Source organism: Clostridium sp. MSJ-8, assembly GCF_018918325.1.
In the GTDB taxonomy this organism is placed as follows: Bacteria; Bacillota; Clostridia; order Clostridiales; family Clostridiaceae; genus Clostridium.
Genome location: NZ_JAHLQH010000042.1, coordinates 1 through 23,669 on the forward strand (window position 1 = coordinate 1; position 23,669 = coordinate 23,669).

General features: G+C 30.4%; 16 protein-coding genes, 1 other RNA gene and 1 riboswitch. All 17 genes read right to left on the reverse strand.

Annotated features, from left to right (window positions below):
• Positions 1 to 410: 410 nt before the first annotated feature.
• The 17 genes from tnpA to KQI77_RS09500 all read right to left on the reverse strand — a co-directional run bounded on the left by tnpA (position 411) and on the right by KQI77_RS09500 (position 23,519).
• The gene (gene tnpA, locus KQI77_RS09420; RefSeq protein WP_216390177.1) at positions 411 to 863 is read right to left on the reverse strand and encodes an IS200/IS605 family transposase; all 453 of its coding nucleotides are present in this window, start codon (positions 861 to 863) and stop codon (positions 411 to 413) included.
• A gap of 217 nt (positions 864 to 1,080) precedes the next feature.
• Positions 1,081 to 1,437: a transfer-messenger RNA gene (gene ssrA / locus KQI77_RS09425) on the reverse strand.
• Positions 1,438 to 1,650: 213 nt separating this feature from the next.
• Entirely contained in the window at positions 1,651 to 2,670 is a 1,020-nt protein-coding gene (locus KQI77_RS09430) for an efflux RND transporter periplasmic adaptor subunit (RefSeq protein WP_216390178.1), read from the reverse strand.
• A gap of 213 nt (positions 2,671 to 2,883) precedes the next feature.
• The gene (gene smpB / locus KQI77_RS09435; protein WP_216390179.1) at positions 2,884 to 3,354 is read right to left on the reverse strand and encodes an SsrA-binding protein SmpB; all 471 of its coding nucleotides are present in this window, start codon (positions 3,352 to 3,354) and stop codon (positions 2,884 to 2,886) included.
• Between the two features lie 75 nt (positions 3,355 to 3,429).
• Entirely contained in the window at positions 3,430 to 5,646 is a 2,217-nt protein-coding gene (gene rnr / locus KQI77_RS09440) for a ribonuclease R (RefSeq protein WP_216390180.1), read from the reverse strand.
• A gap of 188 nt (positions 5,647 to 5,834) precedes the next feature.
• The gene (locus KQI77_RS09445; protein ID WP_216390181.1) at positions 5,835 to 6,248 is read right to left on the reverse strand and encodes a hypothetical protein; all 414 of its coding nucleotides are present in this window, start codon (positions 6,246 to 6,248) and stop codon (positions 5,835 to 5,837) included.
• A gap of 14 nt (positions 6,249 to 6,262) precedes the next feature.
• Positions 6,263 to 10,183, reverse strand: a complete 3,921-nt coding sequence (locus tag KQI77_RS09450) for a VWA domain-containing protein (RefSeq protein ID WP_216390182.1) — start codon at positions 10,181 to 10,183, stop codon at positions 6,263 to 6,265.
• A 588-nt stretch (positions 10,184 to 10,771) separates the two neighbouring features.
• A complete protein-coding gene (locus tag KQI77_RS09455) occupies positions 10,772 to 12,796 on the reverse strand; it encodes a sodium-translocating pyrophosphatase (RefSeq protein WP_216390183.1) in 2,025 nt (674 codons plus the stop codon).
• Between the two features lie 157 nt (positions 12,797 to 12,953).
• Positions 12,954 to 13,184, reverse strand: coding sequence for a preprotein translocase subunit SecG (secG, locus tag KQI77_RS09460; protein ID WP_216390184.1), 231 nt, complete (start codon positions 13,182 to 13,184; stop codon positions 12,954 to 12,956).
• Between the two features lie 110 nt (positions 13,185 to 13,294).
• Positions 13,295 to 13,837 (reverse strand): carbonic anhydrase, encoded by a 543-nt coding sequence (locus KQI77_RS09465; RefSeq protein ID WP_216390185.1) that lies wholly within the window; start codon positions 13,835 to 13,837, stop codon positions 13,295 to 13,297.
• Between the two features lie 133 nt (positions 13,838 to 13,970).
• Positions 13,971 to 15,266 carry a phosphopyruvate hydratase gene (eno, locus tag KQI77_RS09470; RefSeq protein WP_216390186.1) on the reverse strand — a complete coding sequence of 432 codons (1,296 nt, stop codon included), beginning with the start codon at positions 15,264 to 15,266 and terminating at the stop codon, positions 13,971 to 13,973.
• Between the two features lie 65 nt (positions 15,267 to 15,331).
• Positions 15,332 to 15,940 carry a protein kinase gene (locus KQI77_RS09475; protein ID WP_216390187.1) on the reverse strand — a complete coding sequence of 203 codons (609 nt, stop codon included), beginning with the start codon at positions 15,938 to 15,940 and terminating at the stop codon, positions 15,332 to 15,334.
• A 106-nt stretch (positions 15,941 to 16,046) separates the two neighbouring features.
• Positions 16,047 to 18,101 (reverse strand): SH3 domain-containing protein, encoded by a 2,055-nt coding sequence (locus KQI77_RS09480; RefSeq protein WP_216390188.1) that lies wholly within the window; start codon positions 18,099 to 18,101, stop codon positions 16,047 to 16,049.
• 340 nt (positions 18,102 to 18,441) lie between these two features.
• The gene (locus tag KQI77_RS09485; protein WP_216390189.1) at positions 18,442 to 19,038 is read right to left on the reverse strand and encodes an ECF transporter S component; all 597 of its coding nucleotides are present in this window, start codon (positions 19,036 to 19,038) and stop codon (positions 18,442 to 18,444) included.
• A gap of 190 nt (positions 19,039 to 19,228) precedes the next feature.
• Positions 19,229 to 19,349, reverse strand: a riboswitch (FMN riboswitch).
• Between the two features lie 66 nt (positions 19,350 to 19,415).
• Positions 19,416 to 20,528 (reverse strand): 5-methyltetrahydropteroyltriglutamate--homocysteine S-methyltransferase, encoded by a 1,113-nt coding sequence (locus KQI77_RS09490; protein WP_216390190.1) that lies wholly within the window; start codon positions 20,526 to 20,528, stop codon positions 19,416 to 19,418.
• A 129-nt stretch (positions 20,529 to 20,657) separates the two neighbouring features.
• A complete protein-coding gene (locus KQI77_RS09495; RefSeq protein WP_216390191.1) occupies positions 20,658 to 21,575 on the reverse strand; it encodes a LysR family transcriptional regulator in 918 nt (305 codons plus the stop codon).
• Positions 21,576 to 21,839: 264 nt separating this feature from the next.
• The gene (locus tag KQI77_RS09500) at positions 21,840 to 23,519 is read right to left on the reverse strand and encodes a carbon starvation protein A (protein ID WP_216390192.1); all 1,680 of its coding nucleotides are present in this window, start codon (positions 23,517 to 23,519) and stop codon (positions 21,840 to 21,842) included.
• Between the last annotated feature and the right edge of the window lie 150 nt (positions 23,520 to 23,669).

A 23,669-nucleotide genomic window follows, 5' to 3' on the forward strand; every position in this document is an offset into this window, starting at 1 on the left:
ATCCTATTATTTGCAGGTTTATTTGCCATGTAATAAAATAATCAAACTTATATAATTTTCAAAGAGCGAGCAATTCTACGAAAAGTTAAGCTATTTTTTCATAACAACCTAACAGAATCAAATATGTGTTTATTTTATCATAATACCCTAATTGTAATCAAATGTATTATATTGAAATATTACAAAATTAATATTTTATCATGAAACTTTAATATAAAAACTTTGGCTATATCTTTCATATAGCTTATACCTTTTAATCCTAATTTTCATCTCTATACCTCCACACTTTTTAAACAAAGAGTCATAACCACCCGTAAAACGGGTGGCTTGCACTGCGGCTATAAGCCTTTGTTACTTGGCCAGCGTCTCAAGGCGCCTAGCTTTCACTTTGTTCAAGCTACGCTATGATTTTACCTGCTACCCTTAAAAGGGTCTTCGTATTCTTTTAAACTTAGCTTATCTTTAATCTGGTCTTGTTTTTCTTGATCTCTAATATATTTCCTTATTGTTGCTTCATTTAATCCTACAGTACTTACATAATATCCTTCCGACCAGAAATGTCTATTTCCAAACTTATATTTTAAATTTGCATGTCTCTCAAATATCATCAATGCGCTTTTTCCTTTTAAATACCCCATAAAAGATGCTACGCTTATCTTCGGAGGTATTGAAACCAACATATGTATATGATCTGGCATGAGATGGCCTTCTATTATTTCCACACCTTTATATTTACACAAAGCTATAATTATTTCTTTTATACTTTGTTTATATTGATTGTAAATTACCTTTCTCCTGAATTTGGGTGTAAATATTATATGATACTTGCACATCCATTTTGTGTGTGCTAAACTTTTATCCATGAAAACTCACCTTTCTTTCGATTATTTATAGTAGCTTGAACACTTCTATTATAATCGAAAAGGTGAGTTTTCTTTTGGTATAACCATATTGCTATCTACCCGCATAGCAGGTGGTTTTATGTTTCACTTCGTTCAACAGACTAAAGTCCATAAAAAAACAATGGCAAGTCCCTGTATTTCAGGGATTTGCCATTGTATCAAAACTGACCTTTTTATGTGGTGGAGGCGAGGGGTATCGAACCCCTGTCCGAAAGCAGACCAGTCTGACTTTCTACGAGTGTATCCTACATATTATAATTCGCTCCCCCACTCGCCCATAGGCAGGCTAGTGAAGTTGCTAGCTTCATAAATACCCCTCTAACTCAAAGCTTCGTTAGACTTCGTTTCCCACTTATATGACACCCGCTACCCAAACCGTGGGGAATCTGGACGGATGAGCAAGCTTATATTAAGCTGCTAATGCAAAATTGTCTTCTGCGTTTATATTTAATGCATAGATGATTAACGAGGTTCCGTGCTGTCCTCGACCCGCTTATCAAACCCACCTTACCCCCGTCGAAGCCATAACGCCCCCAGGTTATAAAATAGATTATATAAACTTAAACAATATTTAATTTTATTAATCTTTAGATACTTATTATATACTAGTAAAAATCCAAAGTCAACAAGGTAAATACTGGTCCACAAATAATATATAATGCTATTTTAGAAATATTATATATATACTTTATGATTATATGTTTTTTATAAATATATTATTGATATATAGTTTACTGTTGTAAACTTATTAAGGATTAACTAAAACCTCTTGACCTGCTATAGCACCTATATTAGTATCTGCAATAAAATAATCTCCACTTTCCTTACCATCTATCTGAACAACTGACTGATTGCCATCTTTAACCACATATACAAAATAATTATCTGCTCTTTTTTCAACACATTTCAATGGTATCTTAATCTCTGAATCTTTTGCTGTTACTTCTACAGATGTACCTATAACATATGTATCTGGGATATCTATTATTATAGTATATTCACTTACTCCTGAATTATTATCAACAGGAATTATTGATTTAGATATTACTCTTCCTTCTATATCTCCATCTTTGTATGCTTCTTTTACATTAACGATTTCTCCCTCTTTAACTAGGTTATAATCTTTCTCTTTAACTACTAGTTTAACTACTAAGTCTGTACTGCTTATTGATATTGTTTTGTTTTCCTCATCATAATTAAATATGCCTCCAATATCTGCATATACCCTTTTATATTGTTTACTAGAATAGAAGTTTACATCTTGTTCCTTTTGACTTATTGATTCTGATATCTTATTGTAACTATCTTGAAGTGACTCATATGCTTTTTGCTTATCTTGAAACTGAGATTGTACTACTGAATAATTTGGATCATCTTGTGGCATACTATTTAATGTATTTAATATATCTTGTGCTTGATTATATGCTTCTTGCTGTTTATTATATTCATTATTACCTTGAACTCTAAGCTTATTTAATTCATTACTTGCTTCATTTAACTTTTTAGTATATTCTTCATCCTCTACACTGAATATCTCAGCACCCTTTGCTACATTATCTCCATTGTTATAATCAACTACAATATTCTTTTCTTCTGATACATCTATAGTTTGAGATTCTTTCGCTTGAATTTTACCTGATGTTAATAAGTTTTGTGATTCTTTTATACAAAATAACTTAGCACTAGATTGTTCATTTGTACCACACCCCATTAAGCATAATACCCCTACCATTAATGTACATACTATTAATCTGATTTTTTTATTCATATTTTTCCCCCACTACAAAATATTTTCCATTTTATATTTGTATATTTATATTTTACCATTCACTAGACAAATATGCAAAAGTAATGTAAACTATATATATAAAATATAAATTTGCCCAACAATTTTTTTATATACATTTTTACATTTCCACCCAAGAAATTGTAAAAACAAAAAAGAATTCACATTTCTGTGAATTCTTTTTTGTTATAATTATTAGTACCTGTTTCTCTCCTTCATAGCACGGTCCATATCTCTCTTATGTGCTTTCTCTAACATAGAGTCTCTCTTATCATAATTCTTCTTACCTCTACATATTCCAAGGGCTACTTTTACCTTACCATTCTTAAGGTAAAGAGATAATGGAATAAGCGTATATCCATCTCTCTGAACTAAACCAGATAATCTGAATATTTCACTCTTATGCAATAGAAGCTTTCTCTCTCTTAATGGATCTACATTAAATATATTGCCCTGCTCATAAGGACTTATATGCATATTCTTGATATATACTTCACCATTATCAATATCAGCATAGCAATCTTTCAAGTTGCACTTGCCTAATCTAATGGACTTAACTTCTGTTCCTACTAATGCCAATCCTGCTTCTATAGTGTCTTCTACGAAGTAGTCATGTCTAGCCTTTCTATTCTCCGCAAGGGAGTTGCTATTTTTCTTTCTCGCCATACTTATTCTCACCCACTTAGGTTTATATTTATAAGAACTCAATCCTTAAGTTCTATTATAATGTCTACTATAACACTATTCAATTGTTTTTTCACTTTCTTCTTTTAAGCTCTGTTTCACTTCTGGAAGCTTTTCTACAAGCTCTTGTGATGGCTTTATTTCTTCTTTATTTTCTTCACATTCTAATAAGTCGAAGAAAATCTCTCTATTAGGTATATCCACTCTTGAACATGATACTTTAACAGCATCTCCTAATCTATATATTTTCTTCTTCCTCTCACCTATTAAACATAGATGATCTTCATCATATATATAATAATCATCATCTAATGCTGTTATATGAACCAATCCTTCTATTGTATTAGGCAACTCTACAAACATACCAAATGATGTAACTGAAGATATATATCCTGAGAATTCCTCTCCTATTCTATCTAACATGTATTCTGCCTTCTTCAAGTCATCTACTTCTCTCTCTGCCTCTTGGGCTATTCTTTCAGTTTCTGATGACTGTTTAGATGCATAATCTACTAAAGATATTAACTTGTTAGCTCTTCCTTCATCTATCTTGCCATTTAAATGCTCCTTAATTATTCTATGAATCTGTAAATCCGGATATCTTCTAATAGGTGATGTAAAGTGACAATAATACTCAGCTGCTAAACCAAAATGTCCTACATTCTCAGGAGAATATCTAGCTTGCATCATACTTCTTAATAATAATGTACTTACTACCACTTCTTCCTTTTCACCCTTGAATTCATCTAGAACCTTCTGAAGGTCTCTTGGTTTAATTTCAGGACTCCATCTAACAAAATGTCCCAAATTAAATATGAATTCTTTAAACTTCTCTAATTTCTCACTATCTGGATTCTCATGAATTCTATATACAAAAGGTAGATTAGTCCAATACATATGCTCTGCTATAGTTTCATTGCATACTAACATAAATTCTTCTATCATTCTGTTAGCTATTTCTCTCTCATAAGGTTTAATCTCTATAGGTTTTCCTTTTTCATCTAAAGTTATCTTCGCTTCTTCAAAATCAAAATCTATAGCTCCTCGTTTAATTCTCTTCTTATATAGAATATTAGCCAACTCTTCCATACATTTGAAATCTTCTATAAGATAATCATATCTCTGCATTAATTCCTTATCATTATCTCTTAAGATCTTAGTTACATCAGTATAAGTCATTCTCTCATTAGTTTTAATTACTGATTCCATTATCTCATGATCTAGAACCTTACCATTATTATCAATAGTCATAAAACAACTTAGAGCTAATCTATCAACCTGTGGATTAAGTGAACATATACCATTAGATAATTCTCTAGGTAACATAGGAATAACTCTATCTATAAGATATACTGAAGTTCCCCTCTTGAGAGCTTCTTTATCTAGTGGATTCTTCTCCCTAACATAATGAGATACATCAGCTATATGAACTCCAAGTTTAAATCTATTATTAGGTAATTTCTCTATGGATACTGCATCATCTAAATCCTTGGCATCTTCACCATCTATTGTTACCATCTTGATATCTCTAAGATCTCTTCTACGGTTTATTTCCTTAGGATCTACTTCTTGAGGTATCGATTCTGCAAATGCTTGAACCTTGTGAGGAAATTCTTCTGGAAGTCCAAACTTCTTGATTATAGTTAAGATATCTAGTCCAACATCACCCTTCTGACCTAATACTTCAACTACTATACCTTCAGGGCTTCTCCTCTTCTCTGGCCACTTAGTAATCTCAACAATTACTACATCGCCTTCCTTCGCTCCATTCTTATCCTTCTTAGATATAAATATATCTTGATTAATTCTAGTATCTTCCGCTACTACAAATCCAAAGTTTCTACTATCTTCATAAACTCCTACTACTCTCTTGTTAGCTCTCTCTATTACCTTCTCTATCTCTCCTTCTCGCTTCTTGCCATTTCTATCTTCTCTTGTAACTTGAACTAAAACTCTATCTCCATTTAAGGCACCGTTCATACAATTACTAGGTATAAAAACATCCTTCTCTCCCTCTACATCAGGAATCAAGAAGCCATATCCCTTAGAATGAGCTTGTAATCTACCTGTTATTAAACCTAATCTCTCCGGCACAGCATATCTATCCTTCTTAGTCCTAACTATAAGGCCTTCCTTCTCCATAGTCTTTAAAGCTTTCTTAAAAGTCTTATACTCAAAATCCTTAATATCAAATACTGCTACTAACTCTTGAATATCCATAGGTCTATATGCTTCTTCTCTCATGAAACTAACTAATGTGTCCTTAATGCCCATATTTCACGCCTCCTTAAACTGAAATAATATTCTTATATACCTATATCCTACCACATTTTAAACTACCTTTGTTATTATTCCCATTATTTTATTTTTAATTCTCTTTTAATTTTTCACAAAAACAATGAAGATACCTATATCATGCTTGATTATAATGAATCTTAACATTTAGGTATCTCCATTTTTTATTATTTAAGTATCTTTTTATTCTTTATAACTTTTATAATCTGTATTAATCCACTTATTATTAGTTGAATCACCATAAATAGAATAAATTGAATAAGTATATGAAATGGTACGTCACTCTCTATATATCTTCTCACCATAATGCCACTTAATCCTATTCCATAAATTCCTTTAGGATGATACATAAATATGAGAAAACAATAAAATACATCTCCTAACATCCAATAAAATATATTGTTAGATATAACAATCATACCTATAGCGGCACTTCCTATTATTGAAACATAATATATAATAACTGCTCCTATATCATTTGGATATTGACTTTTAAATATATTAGGTGCAATTAAAAAATCTATTACATACATAACTATTAATAAAATTATTATTTGAATTAATTTCTTAGCCTTATTCAATTTACTTCTCCTATCTATATAGCTTTAAAATTATTACGTGCAATTAAATAATAAGTAGGTTGCATATGTGGATGTGTCATACCACCCAAATGAGAAATAGGTATTTTTCCACTAGATGCTGCAAATGATGCTTTAGCCTTTGCATAAACACCTTTTGTATCATAACCTAACATAGGTCCGAATCCACAAGCCATATTAGCAAGATTTTGCATCAAATATGCAGGACAATAGTTTACTTCTACATGATATAAAAGACCACCTTTAACAACACTTAGATTGCAGAACTTTCCTAACTTGTATTCATCTAATTCACTTTGTAATTCATTAAGTCTCTTATTAGCTCCAGATTTTGTTGTATGATATTTATTTCCTATATTAACTTTTCCATCATCTGAAGTATCTAACTTGTATAATTCTTCTCTATTATTAGCAACATCTTCAAAGCATTTAAGAGTTCTTTGCATTCCACCATCATTATCATAGTCTTCTCCTATTAGCCATTCCCATGTGCCTTCTTCTGCTTTACCCCACTTATTTTCATAATTATCTTCTACACTTATTTCCTTTGTTGTACCATATTTATAGAAGCCCCATTTTTCAAGTGGTAAATATGGGATTATATCATCCTTATTAACTATATTGTTAATTGTCTTATAATTAATAGCATTACTATCAGTTGTACTATATGGAGCTGCAAATGTATAAGTATATGATTTATAGTTAGCATCATTTTCGAAATGTGCTCCCAATAAATTGGCAATAGCTGCTCCTCTTGAATGTCCACTTATTAATATACTCTTCTCTACACTACTATCATTTAACTTATGTCTAGTAATATAATCATTAAATTTATCAAGTATACGATTAGTGGCTACATCAAATCCCTTGTGATTAAGTTTATTCTTCCAATGAGGATGTTCACTACCCATTATATCATAGTATTCTGTTGTATCTGCACCAACATCAAAATTACTAGACCACTCAGCACTAGTTCCATTTGTGCCTCTTACTGTAAGTACTATAACTTCTCTCTTTTCACCATTATATTCTACATTTCTATGTCCTATAACGAATTCTGTTTCATCATCTTTATCAACTGTATAGTCTGCACCCTTTATCTTAATATCTTCAACATCTTGTAAGCCAAATATCTTGCCAAATTCTGTTGCATCATCAGAACCGCCTTTTGCTCCATCCTTAACTTCTACATATAAATTATCATATATATCTGAAGCATATAAACTAGTTAATACAGCCAAATCTTTAGTATACTTTGTATTATCTTTAAATAAGTTTCTATAATCTACTGTGAATTCAACATTACATTCTCTATTTTTATCATCTAATTCATAGTGCATGCTTCCTGAGAATTTATTATTCTTTGGTTTTAAGTCTTTTTCATCATTTATACCATCAAAATCTGTATCTTCTAATATTGGATTAGACTTGTAATTGTACACTTCAATTGATGTTTCTCCATCATATAATTCATATGGTATTCCATAAAATTTTAATACAGTCTTTAAAAATGGTGTAATATCTTGCTTAACTGCTTCACCTAATTCTTCATAATCTGATACTGAATCTCCATCTGAATCTCCACTATCAACAGCAACTGGTTTATTTAATTTTACATATTGATAATCACTTAAGATTACCCATGAACCATCATTAACAATACCACCTATTTTATCAGCTAAGCCTAATAACACTTCACTAAAGTTGCCATATATATTTCCAAATACACCATTAGTAATTGTATATAAATCATGATATCTAGGTTCATAACTTTGTGCAGAAATTACTGATGTAACAATTTCCTTACTAGACAATTCATTAGTTATATCAGTTATTGATTCTATTCCATAATTATTGTTTATCTTATAATCAGCATCTGTAACTAGTATTATAAACTTATTTGCATTCTTTCTATAATCTAGCTCATTCGCCATTCCTAGTGCATCAATTGATGTTTCAGGTCCATCTCCTCCCCCTGAAACTCTTATACTCTTTATACAATTCTTATATTGCTCTAGATCAGTAAACCAATTCGAAGTACCATTCTTGATTAATTTAGTTTCTTCTCCCCTACATGTAATATCCTTATAATCAACTAATGCAAAATTAACTTTTACAGAATATTTAGAAGTTAATGTATCTACAAAAGTACCTATGTTTTTTACAACATTATTTATTGCATTACTCATAGATCCAGTTGAATCTATTAAAAATACAATATCAGCTTGTCCATATATCTTACTTGTTTTTTTCTCTACTGCTTCTGCTACAGCTAATGGTTCACTCATATCATCTGTCATAACACAACTTGTATCTGATTTAGCTTCATTTATAGTATTTTTATATTCATCTACAGATACATCTATATTTTCCAAAAATTTTTCAGCATCTATAACGAAATAATATCCACTAGAAACATTTGCCCAAATATCGTTTTCTGTTATATTAGTTACACATGGAGTTATCTTACCTTCATCATATTTGCATATTATAAACAAGTCTTTTCTCTCTAATTCAGAGCTACAGTCAAAATGTAATTGTATATCAGCACCTTCAGCATAATCTGTATTTACATATACTTCTTTTCCTACTACTGCACGATTATCATCTAATGCATAGATATCTTCACTCTCTACTGAAATATGTCTGTTTATATTATCAGTTACATTTCCTAATATAGATGGGATAATTCTATTATCTTCTAATAATTCTGAATCTATATTACTTATGTCAAGTTGTTGATTAAATATTCTATTAGCATCTAATGTTACTCCATCAGTACATGGATTTAATGGATCTAATCCCAATAATATTTCATCACCATCATATATTCCATCATCATCTGTGTCTGGATTTAGTGGATTAGTTTTGTAGACATAAATTTCATCATAATCACTAAGATTATCATTATCAGTATCTTTTCTATTTATATCTGTGTTGAATTTTATTTCTTCAAGGTTGGTCAATCCATCACCATCCATATCTTCATCACCATCATCAACACCATTAGCATCTGTATCCTTTAATGTAGGATCTGTTCCAGTTAAATATATTTCTATATAATCTGATAATCCATCACCATCTGTATCTGGATTATAAGGATCTGTATTATATAATTCTTCAATATCATTTAATACTCCATCGTTATCAAAATCATATATATTAATTTTACTTAATTCACCTTGCTCATTCCAACCATAAACATTTATACAATTATATCCTTGTTTATACTTGCTATAAGCCAAATCAATGGAACAATTCCATAGAGTATCTTCATTTCCTCTCCAGAATCTTAAAGTATGTTTACCGGCATCTTCTTCTGTAACAACATATCTATATACATTATCATACATTTCCTCTACATTTTCTTTAGGATTGTATAATTTTTTGTCTGCTTTTAATATAGATATATCTGCGCCATCATTATCTTTTTTAGAAGCTTTTGTGAAGTTAGTATATAATTTAGCATCAGACTTCTTCCAATTTGTAAATTTACTTAAATCTAAATAAATTATATCTCCTTCCTTAAACCCTTCAGTTTCTATCCATTGCCCATTTGAAGTTCCTTCAGCTGTATAGCATACTTTGCCATCCCTACCACCAGCACTCCATGAATTCCACATAACTGTCTTCTTTGAATTCCAACGGTTAAACGTAATATTATAAGCCGTTTCTGGAACTTCTACCTTCCAAGTTACATCATCAACTTGTTTCATTATGTATTTATCGTGTCCTTGTGTATTATCTACCAATTCTATACATGCATCATCATTAGAAATCCATTTTCCATTTGTCTTATCTACAAATGTTATCGTTATTGTATTATCTTCTGCAGCACTTACAATTTCAACATTTATATTTATTATTAGCATTGCAATTAATAAACATAACGATATAATTCTTTTTACTTTATTCACTTTTATATGTCCCCCTCTTTTTATTTTATAGTTTATTTTTTGCCTCCTCTTCTATTAATTTACATTATTTTGGCTAATTTTTCAACTTTTTATTTGTAATTTTATATTTTAATTATTTAAACGTCGTGATTATTTTTAGTGTATCTATATTATTACAAGTATCTTAATGTCTTCAGTAATTCTTACTTAAAAAAATTATTGAATTAATTTTTTCGATTACTTATTTCTTCAGTTAATTAATATCAAGTTATTAATTTAAGTAAATAGTATTCTTATAAAAAATCCAATGTTATTTTTTTACCGTTAATATTACGATTTTCTTAATTAGTATCAATAATTATTGCTTTGAATAAATCTTCATAATGAATTTTAGTATTTCTTATAATAAAAAAGTAAAAATGCCGTTTAAAATGCTATACTGTCTGAGCTTTAGCGAGTTTATAGCATTTAGGCATCTTTACTTTTTTTATTATCTTAGAAATACTTAATGAAATTATGCTATTTATGAAAACATATAATATTGATACTAATCATCAGAAAACATAATTTTAATTATATCTAAATAACATTGGATTTTTTACATATTATTTACTTAAATAATTCGATTAATATACCACCATACTTAACTATAAGTGGTGCAAATACTAATGCTACTATAGTCATTAATTTTATTAAAATATTCATAGAAGGTCCTGATGTATCTTTAAATGGATCTCCTACTGTATCACCAACTACACCTGCTTTATGAGCATAGCTTCCTTTTCCACCATGAGCTCCACCTTCTATATATTTCTTGGCATTATCCCATGCTCCACCAGCATTTGCCATCATTATAGCCATTAATACACCTGTTACAACAGCTCCACCTATTAGTCCTGCTAATGCTTCTGTTCCTAATAACAATCCAACAGCTATAGGCACTACTATTGCTAATATTCCAGGAAGTATCATTTCTTGCAATGCTGCTTTAGTTGATATTTCTACACATCTTGAATAATCTGGTTTATCCTTTCCTTCAAGTATTCCCTTTTTCTCTCTAAATTGTCTTCTTACTTCCTCTACCATCTGAGAGGCTGCTTTACCTACTGATGACATTGTTATAGCTCCAAATAAGAATGGTAACATACCACCTATTAATACTCCTACTAATGTTAATGGGTTTAATAAATTAATTTCTGATAATTCAACAGCCTGTGCGTAAGATGCAAATAATGCAAGAGCTGTTAGTGCTGCTGAACCTATAGCAAAGCCTTTGCCCATTGCTGCTGTAGTATTACCTACTGAATCAAGCTTATCTGTTATCTCACGAACACTATCATCTAGCCCACTCATCTCTGCTATACCACCTGCATTGTCGGCTATAGGTCCATATGCATCCACTGCTACTGTTATTCCAGTAGTTGATAGCATACCTACTGCTGCAAGTGCTATTCCATATAGCCCTATAGAAGAATCATTATATCCACCAACTGCATAATATGAAATAATAATTCCTACTACTATTAATATTATTGGAATAACTGTAGATTTCATACCTACTGATAATCCTGCTATTATGTTAGTAGCTGGTCCTGTTTCTGATTCATTAGCAATTCTCTGAACTGACTTATAATCTGAAGAAGTATATACTTCTGTTATTTTACCAATAATTAAACCTATAATTAATCCAGCAACAACAGGAATAAATAGCTTAAGTCCATCAAATATCATATAACAAGCTATTCCACCAAATATTATTACAAGAACTGCCGATATTGTACTACCAAAATTAAGTGCCTTCTGTGGATTAGTTCCACTATTACATTTAACTAATATTATTCCAACTATAGATGACAATATACCTATAGCTGCTAATATAAGTGGATATACAGAACCGTCTGTTGATGATATTGTTGATATACAAGCACCTAATGTTATTGCTGATATAATAGATCCTACATATGACTCAAATAAATCTGCTCCCATTCCTGCAACATCGCCAACATTATCTCCAACATTATCTGCAATAACTGCTGGATTTCTAGGATCATCTTCTGGTATGCCAGCTTCAACCTTACCAACTAAATCTGCACCTACATCTGCTGCCTTTGTATATATACCTCCACCAACTCTTGCAAATAATGCAATAGATGAAGCACCTAATCCAAAACCTGTTATATATTCTGTATTAAAATCATATATAACACAAAATACTCCTATTCCTAATAAACCTAATCCTACTACTGCAAGACCCATTACTGTACCACCAGAAAAGGCTACTGATAAAGCACTCTTGATACCTTTTTGAGCTGCATTAGTAGTTCTAACATTTGCCTTTACAGCTATTCTCATTCCTATAAATCCTGCTATTATTGAGAATAATGCTCCAACTAAAAATGCTATTGCAGTTTTAATATTTAAAAATACCGCAATAGCAATGAATACGATTACTATAAATATAGCTAAATATCCATATTCTTTCTTCAGAAATGCCATTGCTCCTTCTTCAATATGTCCTGCAATATCTCTCATCTTTTTGTTTCCTGCTTCTTGACGAATTACACTTTGTGCAATAAGAAATGTAACTAAAAGTGCTAATACTCCACATATTATAGGTACAAATGATAATTTCATAGCTTCCACACCCCTTTACTTATAAAAAGCTTTTTTGCTTTCTTTAATATTTATGATAGTATTTTTTATCTTAGTCTATTTTAATAAATTATATATAGAAAAAAAGTAAGCAACATATATTACTGCTGCTTACTTAATCAAACCCTACTAAATATACTTATATTAGATTTAACACTAATGTTACTATTACAAATAAAATAGATGATACAACTGTTAATCTCTCAAGCATAACTTCTTTAGTTCTTGACTTGTTCTTAGAATAGAAAGATTCATTGTTACTACCTTGAATTAATCCACTTAAGGCATCTGACTTACTAGGTTGTAGTAATATAGATACTATAACAACTAATCCTATAATAACATCTACTATTAAAAGTGCTGTTCTCACTAGGACACCTCCTGAATATACTTTGTGCATAATCCTTAATTGATAATTATATAATAGCACTATTTGTATTTTTTTTCAATCAAAAAGTCAATATATCTACATTTCTTTATCTATTCTACCTTTACTAATTCTCCAGTTACTGAATTCATAACATATCCATATATATTTATATCATGAGGTATAAGCGGGTTTTGTCTTATAATATTCACTGTTTCATTCACCGATTCTTCCACAGAATTAAATCCCTTTAGCCAAGAATCAAAATCAACACCACAATATTCAACCATATCAATCAATTCTTGAGATATTCCTCTTTCTATCATCTTTTGGTGCATCTCTTTTGCATTTAATGCTTGTACCCCACAATCTGTATGCCCTATTACCATAATTTCAGTTACGCCTAACTCATATATAGCAACTAAAAGACTTCTCATAACACTACCAAAAGGGTGTGTTATTGAGCCACCTGCATTTTTTATAATCTTTGCATCTCCATTTTTCAAGCCTAAAGCTGCAGGTAATAGTTCAGTAAGTCTTGTATCCATACATGATATAATAGCTAGCTTCTTATCAGGATACTTACTTGTAATAAACTTCTCATATTCCTTATTATGTACAAATTTTTTATTAAATTCTAATATCTCTTCTACCATATTACCCCTCCCAAATAATTAATTTATATTATACCTTACACTCATTATGAAATCTATATTTTGAATAATAAAATTTTTATATGCAAAACAAGACTAAAGCAATGCTCTAGTCTTAGTTTATATAAATTTAGAATTATTCTTTTATGTTGAAAAATGCCTTCTTACCTCTATATTCAGCTACATCATCTAATTCTTCTTGAATTCTAATTAATTGATTATACTTGGCAACTCTCTCACTTCTAGCTGGCGCTCCAGTTTTTATCTGTCCTGCATTTACAGCAACAACAAGATCTGCAATAGTTGTATCTTCTGTTTCTCCTGATCTATGAGATACAACAGCTGTATATCCTGCTCTATTAGCCATCTCAATAGCATTCAATGTTTCTGTTAATGTTCCTATTTGATTAAGTTTAATAAGAATAGAATTAGCTACACCTTTCTCTATACCAGTTTCCAATCTAGATGTATTAGTTACAAATAAATCATCACCTACTAATTGAACCTTAGATCCTAATCTATCAGTTAGTAACTTCCATCCCTCCCAGTCTTCTTCTGCCATTCCATCCTCTATAGATATAATTGGATATTTATCTACCCATTTCTCCAAAAAGTCTACCATTTCTGATGCATTTAATGTTTTACCTTCATGTTCTAAAACATACTTACCATCTTCATAATATTCAGATGATGCAGCATCTATAGCAATAAATACATCTTCACCTGGTTTATATCCTGCTTTAGTTATAGCTTCTATAATTACTTCTATTGCTTCCTCATTACTCTTAAGGTTAGGTGCGAAACCACCTTCATCACCTATTGCAGTTGAATAGCCTTTCTCATGTAATGTTTTCTTAAGAGTATGATATACTTCTGCACACATCTTCATAGCAGCATCAAATGTTTTAGCTCCTACTGGCATAACCATAAATTCTTGTAAATCTACAGAATTATCTGCATGAGATCCTCCATTAATTATATTCATCATAGGAACTGGAAGTACCTTAGCATTTACTCCACCTATATACTTATATAGAGGAATATCTAAACTCTTCGCTGCTGCATTAGCAACTGCTAGAGATACTCCTAATATGGCATTTGCTCCTAACTTGCCCTTATTGTCTGTACCATCTAGTTCGATAAGTAGTTTATCTATATAAACCTGATCATATACATTACAGCCTACAAGTTCTTCAGCTATTATATCATTAACATTATTAACAGCCTTCATTACGCTCTTGCCTAAATAATTATCCTTATCCCCATCTCGAAGTTCTACAGCCTCATATATACCTGTTGATGCTCCTGATGGAACTGCTGCTCTGCCTATTGTTCCATCTTCAAGATATACCTCTACCTCAACTGTTGGGAAACACCTAGAATCTAATATCTGTCTTCCTACCACATCAATAATCTCACAATAATTGTTCATAAAACAATCTTCCTCCTTAATCTTATAATGACTTATTAACAAATATAGTGTTTCCCATTATTATTTTATTTATTCTTATGTCTTTTCTTTTTTCTTTCCCTTTCCCAATATTGCGAAAATCTTTTCTCCCAATCTTCCGCCATATTATAATCTATTTGTTTCATAAAATACATAAATTCCCCTAGTACACCATGCTTCAACATTCCCTTCATCAAATGTCTTGGATATGACACATTCCTCTTATAGCATTTTTTAGGATCAATAACTCGTATACTATAATCATTATCTATATATAAGTCTTTACATCTAGTATCTATCTTGGTAAATTTTAACCTTTTAAATTCTTTTATAAGCATATATATGTTATATACAACATTATAATTTATTCCATTCTTTTTTATATATTTATCTAATTGTACTCCAGATATTATTTCTCTTACTATGTACATTTTACCTACACTATATACTGTAGGAAAATACTTCGAATCATTTACTTTTAACAATATATCTGATTCATCTTTCCACACTTTCTCTTCTATAAATAATTTTATTACTTTTCCTTCTGGTAGACTATAAACTATCCCATTATTGCCTTGTCCTAGATATTTTGCTTCTTTAAATAATCTTTCAGTTATCACATCAAATTCTGCTGAATAGCAATGATATTTTTTCATAAATAATATCAACCTTTTTATTATTCCAATATTATTTATATATATTTTTTCCTACAAATATGAAAGAGGTCTTCTTAATTATTTTAAGAAAACCTCTTTTTAAATATTAATTTAATATTCTTCTTGCTCTACCTATAGAACCCCAAGGTACACTTGTAATTCTAACATTTGCATTTTTATTTGGAGCTTCAATCCATTGTCCATTACCAATATACATTCCAACATGTCCTAATGATTTATAAAATAATAAATCTCCAGGTTGTAAATTGCTAAGAGACACTTCTACTCCATTACCTATTTGATCCCATGTACTTCTACCAATGCTTATTCCTGCTTGAGCATACCCCCATTGCATAAGACCGGAACAATCAAACGCTCTTAAGCCTTGATTTGCACAAGCATAAGCTCTAGTATAAGCTCCATTAGCAGCTTGAGTTGGATATCTAGCTGATAATGTATTAAGCAGTGATGTTGTTAATGCTTCTCCAGCACCACCCCAAACATATGGTGTTCCTAAATGAGCTTTCATTGCATTAAGTATAGTATTATATGCTGTTGACATATTAGTTGAATTTCCTGCATTAGAATCAACTAATTGTATATATTCAGAGCTTACATAACCAGTCTTGCCATTATAATTAATAGCATACCAACCTTCTGTTGTACCTACTATAGAAACCACAGTTCCATTTAATAGATATCCAAGTACTGAAGATGTCGCATTAGCTGCACTTCTCACTCTTAAATTACTTGTAACACCTGTAACCTTACCATATTGAGAAGTCGTTGTACCATTATTTGCAGGTGTATCTCCTCTAGAAACATTATTTCCACCAGATGATGTATTAGATACACTTATATAATCCTTAGATACATATCCAACTTTATTATTATAATTTATCTGATACCAGTTACCATTTTCTCCTGTTATGTTAACCTTAGTTCCATTTGTTATATATCCAAGAGTTGATGAACTTGTACTTGCTCCTGATCTTACTCTTAAGTTACTTGTAACATTAACTACTGTTCCTGTTTTATTAGTAGTTGCTGGTGTTTGTTGATTTCCACTATTTGAAGGAGTGTTTGTTCCACCTGAGCTACCAGATACACTTATATAATCCTTAGATACATATCCAACTTTATTATTATAATTTATCTGATACCAATTACCGCTTTCTCCTGTTATGTTAACCTTAGTTCCATTTGTTATATATCCAAGAGTTGATGAGCTTGTACTTGCTCCCGACCTTACTCTTAAGTTACTTGTAACATTAACTACTGTTCCTGTTTTATTAGTAGTTGTTGGTGTTTGCTGATTTCCACTATTTGAAGGAGTGCTTGTTCCACCTGAGCTACCAGATACACTTATATATTCTTTAGCTACGTAGCCAGTTTTTCCATTGAAGTTTATCTGATACCAATTACCACTTTCTCCTGTTATATTTACATTAGTTCCATTTGTTATATAACCTAAAACAGAAGTATTAGTTCCTGCTCCTGATCTCACTCTTAGATTTGTTGTAACATTGACAACCTTTCCAGTCTTAGAAGCTGATGAAGAAGGAGTCGATGTTGTATTATTACTTCCTTGTTGTGTTGAATTTGATACTGAAACATAAGCTTTAGAAACATAGCCAGTTTGATTGTTATAGTTTATTTGATACCAATCTCCACTTTCTCCTGTTATCTTAACCTTTGTTCCATTTCCCAAATAACCTAGCACGGAAGAATTTGTACCCGCACCTGATCTTACACGTAAACTACTTGTTACATTAACAGTTCCTTCTGATGATGAAGTTGTATTATTTGTAGTTGTTCCTACAACTCCTGATACTTGTATATAATCTTTTGATACATACCCTATAGAACCCTTAAATTCTATTTTATACCAGTTTCCTTCCTCACCCTTGACATTAACTGATGAATTGTTAGTTAAATATCCTATTACTGAAGAACTAGTACTTGCTCCTGATCTTACTCTTAAGTTAGTAGTTACATTAACTACTTTTCCTTGAGACATAGATGCTACATTAGGAGAATTGTACACATAACTTGAGTTTACAACAGAAGCCTTAGCTACTTCACCATCTGATAAAGCAATACCCGCTGTTGTAAGAGCAGAAGCAGCAATGATTAATGACATTACTTTCTTTCTGTTCATATTCTCACATCCTAATTATTTTGTTCTATCTTAGACTTATTATAATAAGCCCTGTTGTAATAAAAACTATAAGTCAGTAGATAAAGATATCTACTCTATTATATTTTACATTAAAATATAATATTTAACTTATGTCCACACTTTAATTTAACACATTATTTATAAATATTCCACACTTTATCTACATTTATAAAAAATTTTCTCCTTTTTTATGCACTTTGTATATATTTTTATATTTTTTTACTATATATGTAAAGATAAAAGGTTGCAAAAACTTGTTTTGCAACCTACTCATTCACTATAATAAACTTCTTAAAAATAATATTATTTATTAGTTTTTTTATGCAGTCTTTTTAGTTTCTATTTCATTATTATTAACAAATCTATTATCTACTTTAAATACTTTCACAGATATCTTTTTATATAAAATATAAGTTAATATTGAAACTGATACAGATTTTATTGTATTAACAGGTAATAACCCCATTAATATATATTTTGTTGCATCTGAGCCAGTCATCTTCATTCCGTATGCCGGTAAAAGTAAATATATATTAGATATTATTGCTACTATGTTTACTACTACAATTCCTACAATCATTCCTATAATAGCAGTTTTTTTAGTTTTATTTCTATGATAAATTATAGATGCTGGTAAAATAAACGCTAATCCCATTAAGAAGTTTGCAAGTTCTCCAACTCCAAAAGATGTTGTACCTGTAAGTAAAAAGTTAATTGCAATTTTGATAGCTTCTATTACAATTCCTACTATTGGTCCATAAGCAAAAGCTCCCATAAGAACTGGTAATTCACTAAAGTCTATCTTAAGCCATCCAAACATAGGTATTATAGGAAACTCAAGTAACATTAGCACCCCTGCAATAGCTGCAAGTGCTGCAACTTTAGTCATTTTGTTTAGTTTTGTGTTAGTATTCATAATAAATCCATCTCCCCTATTTCTCTTCGTCAGGGTTAAATATTTATTTTCATCAAAAGAAGCATAAAATTTTATATTTTTTACACAGGTTTAAATTATATATAATCTCCAATGAAGTAAAAAAAGCCCTGACTGTATATAACAATCAGAGCTAACTTTCTTAATAAGATATTATTGTAACAAATCTCATACTTCTCTTCTCTCATCCAGACTATACTGTCGGCTTCGGAATCACACCGAATCATGCTAAACTAACTAGCTCGTGGGCTATAACCACCGGTGGGGACTTACACCCCGCCCTGAAGACTTATTTATTTTTCATTAACATTATAATACATATATATTATAATTTCAATAATATTGTGTATTAATCTTTTTTATTTCCACACTTCTTCTGCTATTTCTTTTACTAACTTTAATTTATTCCATTGTTCATCTTCTGTAAGTTTATTGCCTATCTCACAAGATGCAAATCCACATTGTGGACTTAAATATAAACGATCTAAAGGAATATATTTAGTTGCTTCTTCAATACGTTTCTTAATAACTTCTTTATCTTCTAATTCTGCTGATTTAGTTGTTATTAATCCAAGTACAACTTTCTTATCTCCACTAACTGCCTTTAATGGTTCAAATCCACCTGAACGCTCATCATCAAATTCTAGGTAATATGCATCTACATTTTCTCTTGCAAATAATGTTTCAGCAACATCATCATATCCACCTGTACATGCCCATGTTGAATGGAAATTTCCTCTACATATATGTGTTGTTATAGTTAAATCGTCTGGTTTACCTTCTATTGCTAGATTATTAACTAACAATAATTGCTCTTTTATCTTCTCTAATCCTTCTTTATCTGTTCCAAAGAAGAAAAGAGCATTAGGGTCTACACATACCCCCCATGAACAATCATCAAATTGTATATTTCTACATCCTACTTCATATAATTCTCTTATTACCTTCTTATATCCATTAGCAATATCATTTATTAAATCATTAACATCGTCATAATACTTCTTAGTTGTTTCTATATTCATTGGCATAATCATTTGTTCTAAGAATTGTGCAGGAGCAGGAATTGTTTGTTTTGCAACTGTATTTTCATCTTCTAATGCTTTTACAAATTTATAATGTTCTACAAAAGGATGATTATCTACTGATACCTTTCCTGTTAGATAAGTATCATCTATCTTAGCTTTTTCATCATGAAATGGTAATCCTTCTTCTGTTTCTTTATGTGCAACTCCATTAAAGCCCCACATAAAATCTAAATGCCATGTAGCTCTACGAAATTCTCCATCTGTAATCACTTGAAGTCCTACTTCTTTTTGCTTATTTACTAGGTCAATTATTGCTTTATCTTCTACTTTCTTTAATTCTTCTTGTGTTATAATCCCATTTTTAAAATCTTCTCTTGCTTTCTTAAGATATTCTGGTCTTAAGAAACTTCCTACCATATCAAATCTAAATGGTGCTCTTTTGTTCATATTTAAAACCCCTTTTCTATATACATGTTTATTCCTTAACATCTTATGTTTACTTTGTTATATATAAGTATAAATGCTATAAAACAATTTGAATAATACATAAAAACAAGAGTTTGATATAGTTTAAAGCTATATCAAACTCTTATCATCTCTAATATGTCTCTTTAAAGCTTCTATATATGACTTTCCATATCTACTTAAGTGCATATTTTTTTGAGTTATTATTCCTATTTTCATAGATTCATTTACTCTAAGAGGTTTAGCTATTATATTTTCACCATTTAGCTCCTTATTAATAACTCCCGAACTTACTGTATATCCGTCTAATCCAATAACCAGATTAAATAATGTGGCTCTATCTCTAACTTTAATATTTTTATTTCTATCTAATGTACTAAGAATCTCTTCTGAGAAATAAAAGGAATTATATTCTCCTTGTTCAAAAGATAAATAAGGATATCCTTCTAAATCTTCAAGGGTCAAACTATCCTTATCTGCTAGAGGATGTTTATAACTTATAAATACATGTGGCTTTGCTACAAATAATTCCTCAAACTCAAGTCCCTTTTTCTTGATAAGCTTCATAATAACTTCTTCGTTTTTAGATGATGTATATAGAAGACCTATTTCGCTTTTTAATCTACTAACATCTTCTATTATCTCATATGTTTGAGTTTCTCTAAGTGTAAAATCGTATTTATCTCCATTAAATTCACGTATAACATCTACAAATGCTTCTACTGCAAATGAGTAATGTTGACATGATACAGAAAAATAAGGACTATTTTCTCCTACATTCATAAATTTCTCTTCTAGTAAATTAGCTTGTTCTAGTACTTGCCTTGCATAAGATAAAAATAAATCCCCTTCATTAGAAACCACAACTCCTTTATTAGTTCTATTAAATATAGTTATATTCATCTCTTTTTCTAATTCTCTTATTGCATTAGTAAGGCTTGGTTGGGATATAAATAACTCCTTAGCAGCTTCACTTATAGTTCCTTTTTCAGCAACCATTACAATATATCTCAATTGTTGTAATGTCATCAATATTCATCTCCAATATAATAGTGAAAATCAAAATAAAATCTATATTTTAATTTTATGAAATCAATACTTGTTATTATAGTAATAAATATACTTTATTTCCCCCAAAAAATCCAATGATATTTTGATGTGAGTAATATTATAGACAATTGACTCAGCTTTTATACAATCAAAACAAAGTTAAATAAAAACTCGACTTAAACACTATTAAGCCGAGTTTCCACATTTATTTTTAATTTAATATTTATAATTCTTACTTAAAAATTATTTTGCTGCTTCTACTTTTTTGCTAGTTAATTTCTTTAAACTAGATATTGCAATCAATAACCCTAATATCATTAATAATAAAGCAAATATTAATTGTAACCCATCAGTTAAGAATACAAATCCACCAGTTACAAATAACTTCTTGCAAAGATTAATTGTTGCTGTAACTAAAGAAGTAAATGTTACTACTAACATCATAATCATAGGAATCCATAACATGAATCCTTTTCTGCCAGTTGTTCTCATAAATACTGCTAATGTTATTAATACTAATGCTGATAATAATTGGTTAGCAGATCCGAATAATGGCCATATATTAGAATATCCACCAAGTGATAATAATAATCCTAATACTAAAGTTACTATAGTAGCTACATATTCATTAGTTAAGAATTTTACTACTGGAGAAGCATTTGCTCTATCTTCTTCCCCACTTATAAATAATTCTTGGAAGAACATCTTACCTAAACGAGCAACTGAATCTAATGTTGTTAATGCTAATGCTGATACACACATTGTCATAAAACAAACAGCTACATAGTTAGGTAATCCTAACTTCTCTAAGAATCCTGCAACTGAACCAGAGAATATTTGGAAAGGTGTTCCTTCTGGAAGTTTTCCGCCTGTTGCTGCAGCACCTGCTACAACTAATGCAACTACTCCTAATAAAGTTTCAACATTCATTGCTCCATAAGTACATGGTAACATATCTTTTTCATTTTTTATTTGTTTTGATGAAGTTCCTGATGAAACTAAACTATGGAATCCAGAAACTGCTCCACATGCTATTGTAATAAATAGTGTTGGGAAAAGGTTGCTTCCATTTACATTGAATCCATTAAATGCTGGTAAGTTCATCTTAGGATGTGCAACTACTATACCCACTACTGCTCCTAAAATCATTCCTATTAATAAGAATGAACTTAAATAATCTCTTGGTTGCATCAATATCCACATAGGTACTACTGCTGCTATAAATATATATACAAAAGTTACTGCAAGCCATGCATCTTTACTTAAATATATAGGACATTCCATTCCTATTGCAAGCATTGCAAATAATAAAACTATTCCTATTACAAATTGTAATTTTCCACTTGGTTTAAATTTCTTAATGTATAAACCAAATAATACTGCAACAACTATAAATAACATTGAAATAGATGCTGCTGCTGCTCCTGGTGTATTCTTTGCACCATCTGCAGTATATCCATTAAAAGTATTAGCAACCATATCTGCAAAAGCTGCTATAACTAATATTGAGAAAAACCATGCAAATAATGAGAATAATCTCTTACCAGCCTTACCAATGTACTTCTCAACTAAGAATCCCATTGATTTACCTTCTTCTCTTACTGATGCATACATAGCACCGAAATCATGTACTGCACCAAAGAATATACCACCTACTAATAACCACAATAAAACTGGAACCCATCCAAATACTGCTGCTAATATAGGTCCTGTTACAGGTCCTGCACCTGCTATTGATGAGAATTGGTGAGAGAATACTACTCCCCTACTTGTTGGAATATAATCTTTACCGTCTTCATGGGTATAAGCTGGTGTCTTCGCCTTTTCGTCTATTCCCCACTTCTTTGCTAACCATCTACCATATAATAAATAAGCTGCTAATAATGCAACTACGGCAATGGCTATAATAACTAATCCGTTCATTATACTACGCCCCCATTGAAATAAATATAGTCTTTTATAATTTCTTAATAATTTTAGTCTTTTTATAAAAATATGTCAATGTTTTGCAAAAATTATTAACTATTTTTAATATTTGCCTTATTATATATATCTATTTTATAATTTCAATCG

What these genes read in the sequence shown, in the direction of transcription:
- KQI77_RS09490 (WP_216390190.1), bottom strand. Translation starts at nt 20,528, where the DNA reads ATGAACAAAAGAGCACCATTTAGATTTGATATGGTAGGAAGTTTCTTA.
- rnr (WP_216390180.1), bottom strand. Translation starts at nt 5,646, where the DNA reads ATGGGCATTAAGGACACATTAGTTAGTTTCATGAGAGAAGAAGCATAT.
- KQI77_RS09480 (WP_216390188.1), bottom strand. Translation starts at nt 18,101, where the DNA reads ATGAACAGAAAGAAAGTAATGTCATTAATCATTGCTGCTTCTGCTCTT.
- KQI77_RS09500 (WP_216390192.1), bottom strand. Translation starts at nt 23,519, where the DNA reads ATGAACGGATTAGTTATTATAGCCATTGCCGTAGTTGCATTATTAGCA.
- tnpA (WP_216390177.1), bottom strand. Translation starts at nt 863, where the DNA reads ATGGATAAAAGTTTAGCACACACAAAATGGATGTGCAAGTATCATATA.
- KQI77_RS09495 (WP_216390191.1), bottom strand. Translation starts at nt 21,575, where the DNA reads ATGACATTACAACAATTGAGATATATTGTAATGGTTGCTGAAAAAGGA.
- eno (WP_216390186.1), bottom strand. Translation starts at nt 15,266, where the DNA reads ATGAACAATTATTGTGAGATTATTGATGTGGTAGGAAGACAGATATTA.
- KQI77_RS09465 (WP_216390185.1), bottom strand. Translation starts at nt 13,837, where the DNA reads ATGGTAGAAGAGATATTAGAATTTAATAAAAAATTTGTACATAATAAG.
- smpB (WP_216390179.1), bottom strand. Translation starts at nt 3,354, where the DNA reads ATGGCGAGAAAGAAAAATAGCAACTCCCTTGCGGAGAATAGAAAGGCT.
- KQI77_RS09485 (WP_216390189.1), bottom strand. Translation starts at nt 19,038, where the DNA reads ATGAATACTAACACAAAACTAAACAAAATGACTAAAGTTGCAGCACTT.
- KQI77_RS09430 (WP_216390178.1), bottom strand. Translation starts at nt 2,670, where the DNA reads ATGAATAAAAAAATCAGATTAATAGTATGTACATTAATGGTAGGGGTA.
- KQI77_RS09475 (WP_216390187.1), bottom strand. Translation starts at nt 15,940, where the DNA reads ATGAAAAAATATCATTGCTATTCAGCAGAATTTGATGTGATAACTGAA.
- KQI77_RS09455 (WP_216390183.1), bottom strand. Translation starts at nt 12,796, where the DNA reads ATGAAATTATCATTTGTACCTATAATATGTGGAGTATTAGCACTTTTA.